At 57.2% G+C, this 6,130-nt stretch carries 5 protein-coding genes; 2 read left to right on the top strand and 3 right to left on the bottom strand.

Annotated features, from left to right (window positions below; all coding sequences use genetic code 11):
- Positions 1–173: 173 nt before the first annotated feature.
- Both J7J55_05755 and J7J55_05750 read right to left on the bottom strand, forming a co-directional pair.
- The gene (locus J7J55_05755) at positions 174–1,070 is read right to left on the bottom strand and encodes a hypothetical protein (GenBank protein ID MCD6142204.1); all 897 of its coding nucleotides are present in this window, start codon (positions 1,068–1,070) and stop codon (positions 174–176) included.
- A gap of 15 nt (positions 1,071–1,085) precedes the next feature.
- Positions 1,086–1,232, bottom strand: a complete 147-nt coding sequence (locus J7J55_05750) for a hypothetical protein (protein MCD6142203.1) — start codon at positions 1,230–1,232, stop codon at positions 1,086–1,088.
- A gap of 258 nt (positions 1,233–1,490) precedes the next feature.
- Here J7J55_05750 and fdhF point away from each other — a divergent pair, with 258 nt between their 5' ends.
- On the top strand, positions 1,491–3,587 hold the full coding sequence (gene fdhF / locus J7J55_05745) for a formate dehydrogenase subunit alpha (GenBank protein ID MCD6142202.1): 2,097 nt from the start codon (positions 1,491–1,493) through the stop codon (positions 3,585–3,587).
- Positions 3,588–3,644: 57 nt separating this feature from the next.
- Here the strand turns inward: fdhF and J7J55_05740 are convergent, their stop codons facing one another.
- Positions 3,645–5,021 (bottom strand): MBL fold metallo-hydrolase, encoded by a 1,377-nt coding sequence (locus J7J55_05740; protein ID MCD6142201.1) that lies wholly within the window; start codon positions 5,019–5,021, stop codon positions 3,645–3,647.
- 313 nt (positions 5,022–5,334) lie between these two features.
- On the opposite strand from J7J55_05740, the gene J7J55_05735 reads away from it, so the two are divergent.
- Positions 5,335–6,123 (top strand): DeoR/GlpR transcriptional regulator, encoded by a 789-nt coding sequence (locus tag J7J55_05735; GenBank protein ID MCD6142200.1) that lies wholly within the window; start codon positions 5,335–5,337, stop codon positions 6,121–6,123.
- Positions 6,124–6,130 lie beyond the last annotated feature (7 nt).

Genomic DNA, 6,130 nt, shown 5'->3' with positions numbered 1-6,130 from the left:
TACCCCTCCGTCGAAGAGAATATGCTCGTGATCGATCTGTAACCTCAAGAGATCCTGTTCGCATGCGAATTCGCCATTCTCCCTTCCCCTGCGAAAAAGCGAATTTAAGCCCCGGGGGCCCGACCGCGTTGTGGGTTGTAGCCTGTTGCCCTGATAGCTGAGAGACTCCGCGCTCATTCCGGAGTGCGCGTTGCCAAATAGAGGACTGGATGCAGTCCTTCGCTGATGGTGACGTAGGATTCCGCGCCGTGGACAAAGCAGATCGCCTCCCCCTGCGGCTCCTGTGCCAGCGGGACTGGGCAGCCGTCGGATTGGATGACCTCCGCGATCGAAATTCCTGGATCCCGGTGCCAGATATAAGCGGAAAAGTACGTGCGAATGATGATCCAGCGCCCGTCCGGGCTTATGTCGCCCCCGGTCGCCCCAGCGAACGGGAGATCCCCGACGTATTCGAGCGTAATCGGTCCATCCGGATCGTTTAGCCCCGCCTGGTAGATTCGCGAGTGGGGGTCCCACTTGGTGATCACGTAGATCTCGCTGGATGACGGGTCGACGAGGAGCGTCTCCGCATCGTGCGGTCGATCGGGATAGACAAGATCAAACCTTTCTACTTTATCGATCAGCAGCGATTCTTCGCTCCATTCCGCGTCGATCCCCGGCTCGGGGAATCGATAGATGCTGATCATCTTCCTCCGCATTCCGTTGTCACCAATATCGGCGAGATAGACGTAACTTTCGTCTGGCTCCTGGCCGGGACCGACAGCGATGTCCTCGCAATCGATCGGGGTAATCCCAGTGAGCGTACACCTGGCAAGCAGAGTACCGTCAAGCGAGACGGCGTAGACCTCGGGAGGGGCTCCCGAGTCCTCATGGATCCAGAGTACTTCCGGATTCCGCCGACCGGCGGCGATCCCCGAGACCTCCGTGATCCGGTCGTCGATCAGGACCCCGGCCGGGGTCGGATTCACGAACCCAGGACAGGCGGATGCCGCCCGCCCCGTCAGCCCGAGAGCGACTATCAATAGGGCAAGAAAAGCAGCCCTAATGGCGTCCCCAACCGCTCTCGTCATCGAAAGGGCAACCATCTACGGCGACGGGACCGGGAAGACGGAGAACCCGGCGATATCGGCCTCGGTGATGAGCGGGGGGACATCGTCGCAGCGAGCATCTGCCGCTCGATGATCTGGTACCCGATCGCCTGAGCCGTATTCTTCCTCCGTGATCGTTCTCATCCTTACCACCCCCTTGTATCCCCACTGTACAAGGCGCGGGTTCTTCGCGGCAAAACACACTTGAGAACCCAATGTACCCATGGGGAGAGTCTCCCTCAATAACCGGCAGGAGAGCGTATTGGTCGAGCAGGTCACGGGTTGATCAAGCAACGAAGATGGCGCGATCAGTTGACAGGATGTCGCCAAAGTTTTTCCCGAGCACGCCTAACAAGACATAGCCTTTGGCAGTATAGAGAGAAACGGGTAGAATTCTGAAAGATGCTCGAACAGAAGGAGAAGATAATGGGTGAAAAGGCCGAAGCGGTCGCCAAAAAGATCATCTGTCCGTACTGCGGAGTCGGGTGCAATATAGAGGCATTGGTCGAGAATGGAAGGGCGACGAAGACCGTAGCCAGTGGCAGGAATCCAGAAGTAAACGGGAGATACATTTGCATAAAAGGGGCAAGCGTTCATGAGCTGTGGCACCATCCGGACCGGTTAAAGCGGCCTTTGCTCCGCACCGATGGAGGATTCGAGGAGATCACGTGGGACAAGGCGACCGCTTACGTAGCCAAGCGACTTCAGGAGGTTATCACAAAGTACGGTCCGGACAGCATCGGGATTTTGTGCTCCGGGAAGATGCTGAATGAGGAGGATTATCTCCTACAGAAATTTGCGCGCGTGGTGGTCGGCACAAACAACATCGATTCGTGCGCGCGGTTGTGCCACTCTCCATCCGAGGCAGCTATGAAACGGATGCTCGGTTATGGGGCTGTGAGCATATGGTGGCCCGACCTTAAACAGGCCGAGGCCGTCATGGTGGTGGGCGAGAACCCTAAGTACACACATCCTGTCTTGTGGAACACACTTATCGCGCGGAAGGAAGAATTCGATCTGATCGTTGCGGATCCGTGTCTCACCGAGATCGCACAGAAAGCGCAGGTCCGCATTCAACCGAAACCGGGGACTGACATTCTGTGGTTGGGAGGCCTGGGAAGGATAATATACGAAAACAATTTATGTGATTGGAAATTTATCAATGAAAACACGATCGGCGTGGATGCGTACATTCATTCCTTGGATAACTATACTCCCGAGTTGGTTGAAGAGATAAGCGGCGTTAGATGGTCCGAGTTGGAGGAGATAGCTGCTATCATCACCAAGAAGCGCACGGTGTTCATCTGGGGTATGGGGTTGACCCAACATACCTTCGGGACCGAAAACGTGATGGCATTGGTGAATATCGCCCTTATGACCGGAAACTTGGTCCGTGAGGGAGCGGGGGTCGCTCCTCTGCGCGGGCAGAACAACGTGCAGGGAGCGGTCGATATGGGGGCCATACCAGATGGGCTTCCCGGACACTTCCGGGTGAACGACCAAGGAGCCAGAAATCACTTTTGGGGAATATGGGGGAAGGACGTTCCCGAAACCCCTGGTCTATCGGCTACGGAGATGTTCCACGCAATCCAGAGCGGTAGGATACGAGCGATGTACGTGGTGGGGGAGAATCCTGTACTCAGCGAGCCGCAAAGCTTGTACATCCGGTGGGCAATAAGCAAGCTGGAGTTCTTCGCGGTACAGGAGATATTCCTCACCGAGACGGCAAAGCTCGCCGATGTGGTGCTCCCGGCCGCGATGATCGGAGAGAAGAAAGGAATCGTGACAAACGCAGCGCGGAGGATGCAATACACCGATAAAGCGGTCGATCCCCCGGGGGAAGCCAAGCCCGATTGGTGGATCATAAACGAAATCGCGAGGAAAATGGGGTTTGAGTTCGGCTACAAAGCGGTGGAGGATATTTGGAACGAAGTCAGAAGGGCAGCCCCCATCTTCTCCGGCGTTACTTACGAAAGATTAAAGGACAGCATCGGTCTATTCTGGCCGATCTATTCCACCACCCACCCCGGAACTCCGCGGTTGTACACCGACGGATTCGCGTTTCGGGACAGACGGGCACGGTTCCATCCCTTGGCGGATCCGACGAAGATCACCTTCTCTGCGGCATCAGAAGAGTACCCGTTTATCCTGATCACAAAACGATTGTATCAGCACTTCAATACGGGCGAAATGACGCGAAGGTCAAAATTGTTGAGCGCAGCGGTGAACAGCGCGGTGGCCTCCATGAATCCCGACGACGCACGGGAGATGGACATAAAAAGCGGTGACACGATCCGCATTACGTCTCCTTACGCGTCGATAACGATAGAAGCTACGACCGAGAGCAAGGAATATCCCCCACGTGGATGCATCTTCGTCCCAACACATTTCTTCAATCGGATAAACGTCAATGCGCTGATCCCGAGTCAACCGCTGGATCCGTACGCGAAGATCCCTCCGCTCAAAGGCGTTGGCGTCAAGATTGAGAAGGTAGGCTGAGACGCGGATACTGGGAGACGGCGAGTGAATGCGCCTGACATCGGTCTCCAAGCGTGACTACACTTCCACCGTCTGCTGCCACTTGGCGATCAGCGCTTTCTTCCCGAGTCTATCCTTGATCGCGCGCTGAAAGTCGAGCAACGATTCCTCTTCTCCGTGGACCAAGAAGGTGCGGTCGGCGTTGACCTTCTTCAACCAGTCAAGCAGGATCGGTTGGTCAGCGTGAGCGGAAAAACCGTTCACGGTCCAGATCTGCGCTCGCACCGCCGTCGGCTCGCCCAGGATGTGAACCCGCTTCGCCCCCTCGATGATCTGGCGGCCGAGGGTTCCCCGCGCCTGGTAACCGACGAAGATGACCCCGGCCTCCTCCCGCCACAGGTTGTGGCGTAGATGATGCACGATTCGCCCGCCGGTGCACATCCCGCTCCCGGCGATTATGATGTTCCCCTCCGGCAGGTTGTTGATCCGCTTCGACTCCTCCGAGGTCTGGGTGTAGCGAAGCGGGGGGAAGTTGAACGGGTTCGGGGAATGAGAGAATACCTTCTTCCCCTCGTCGTCGAAGTAACCGGGGAACTTGGAGAAGATGCGCGTCGTGGCAATGGCAAGCGGGCTATCGAGGAAGATCTTGCAGTTCGGGAGCTCCTTCTGGCGCCACATAAGGAAGAGCTCGTACAGTACCTCCTGGGTCCGCTCGAGGGCGAACGACGGAATGAGAAGGTTCCCCCCGCGGCCGATCACGGTGTGGATCGCCTCCTTGAGTTCGGCCACCGACTCCTCCAGCGGGCGGTGGCGGCGATTTCCGTACGTCGATTCGATGAGGACGACGTCGGCGTGGGGTGGGGCGGCTGGATCGCGTACGATCGGGCGGTGGCGGTTCCCCAAGTCTCCACTGAACAAGAGAGTCTTCCCCTCCGCGCGCAGCTCGACCGTGGCCGAACCGAGGATGTGGCCGGCATCGTGCAAGACTACTTCGACCCCGTTCCCCAAGCTGAACGGCTTTTCATACGGGATGCGATGGCGGAACACCTCGAACGAGTCCAACGCATCGCCCACATCGTAGAGCGGCGGGCGCGCCTCCTCACCGCGGCGTCGTGCCTTGCGGGCATGGTAGGCGGCCTCCTCCTCCTGCAGGTGGGCAGAGTCCATCAGGATCACCTTGGCGATCGCCGCGTTCGGCGGGGTGGTCACAACTTCACCCTGAAACCCGCTCTTGACGAGGAGAGGGATCCTTCCCACGTGATCGAGGTGGGAGTGAGAGAGGATAACGTAATCGATCTCCGCTGGATCGAATGGGAACTCCACCCAGTTTCTGTCTTCGACCTCATGTCGCCCTTGGAACAGCCCGCAATCGAGCAGGAGCTTGAGCCCGCTTGTTTCGACGAGATGACACGAACCAGTGACCGTCTCTGCTGCACCGCAAAATGTGATCTTCATCCTTTCACCCTCTTTTGTCTTGCCCACCGCGTCTTCCCAGTGGGACTCCCGGTATGCTACTGAGATTCCATCCGGATAGCAACGCGTTCGTAGTTATTCGTGCAGCATTCACGCTGTTTGCCGCTCCAGTTCATCCGCATGTGCACCTTGATCATCACACCCCGCTCTTGATATAGCAGGAATTTTCAGTATAATAATTCCGGAAATTTATACATCGAGGCGATAGATTATAGTTTTGCTGGCTAAAAAACTGAACGCAACCTCTTGACAACGAAGCGAGATATCCATATACTAATTTTCGCAAGAGGAGGCAATGGAACAAAAAGGTAATCAAAACCATCCGCTAACTGAACAGCGGCGCCGATTGATTCTGGAGCGGCTGCAGGAATGGGGCGAGGTGAAGACCTCGGAGCTTGCGGAGCTCTTCTCCGTCTCCCCGATGACGATCCGGAACGATCTGAACGCATTGAATGAGCAAGGCGCCCTGGTGCGGATCCATGGCGGGGCGATCGTCCGCGAGCCGCTCACCAGCGAACCTTCGTACATCGACAAGGCCAACCGCAACCGTGCCGAGAAAGAACGGATCGGCAAGCACGCAGCGAAGATGGTTGAAGAAGGGATGGCCGTCTTCATCGGTAATGGAACCACCACGATGCAGCTCGTCAAACACCTCCCGCGCAACCTCCATATCCGCGTGTTCACCAACGCTCTAAATCATGCCTCGGAGCTCTCCAAGTATCCGTGGGTCGAGGTGTACGTGATCGGGGGGCATCTGCGGAGCATCTCGCTGGGGATGGTGGGGCGCTTGGCCCGTCAGGCACTGACCGGCGTCTACTTCGACCTTGCGTTCCTCGGAGTTAACGGAATCTCGTTGGAACACGGCTTCACTCTCCCCTCCCTGGAGGAGGCGGAGACCGCGGCAGAGGTGGTCCGCCACGCCCGCCGCACGGTGATCCTCGCTGATCACACGAAGTTCGGGATGGTAACCCATAGTCAGGTAACGGACATCGAGGGCGTGGATGTGATCGTGACCGACTCCGGTCTTTCCGATCGCTTCCGCGAGGAATTCGAAAGTCTCGATGTGGAACTACACATCGTGTGAAAGGGGG

The sequence above is a fragment of the Candidatus Bipolaricaulota bacterium genome, from assembly GCA_021159055.1.
Taxonomy (GTDB): domain Bacteria; phylum Bipolaricaulota; class Bipolaricaulia; order UBA7950; family UBA9294; genus S016-54.
The sequence above is the reverse complement of the archived record's forward strand: the minus strand, read 5'-3'. Positions and strand labels throughout refer to the sequence as shown.

Coding starts and splice junctions, on each gene's coding strand:
- J7J55_05755 (MCD6142204.1), bottom strand. CDS start 1,070: ATGACGAGAGCGGTTGGGGACGCCATTAGGGCTGCTTTTCTTGCCCTA.
- J7J55_05735 (MCD6142200.1), top strand. CDS start 5,335: ATGGAACAAAAAGGTAATCAAAACCATCCGCTAACTGAACAGCGGCGC.
- fdhF (MCD6142202.1), top strand. CDS start 1,491: ATGCTCGAACAGAAGGAGAAGATAATGGGTGAAAAGGCCGAAGCGGTC.
- J7J55_05740 (MCD6142201.1), bottom strand. CDS start 5,021: ATGAAGATCACATTTTGCGGTGCAGCAGAGACGGTCACTGGTTCGTGT.
- J7J55_05750 (MCD6142203.1), bottom strand. CDS start 1,232: ATGAGAACGATCACGGAGGAAGAATACGGCTCAGGCGATCGGGTACCA.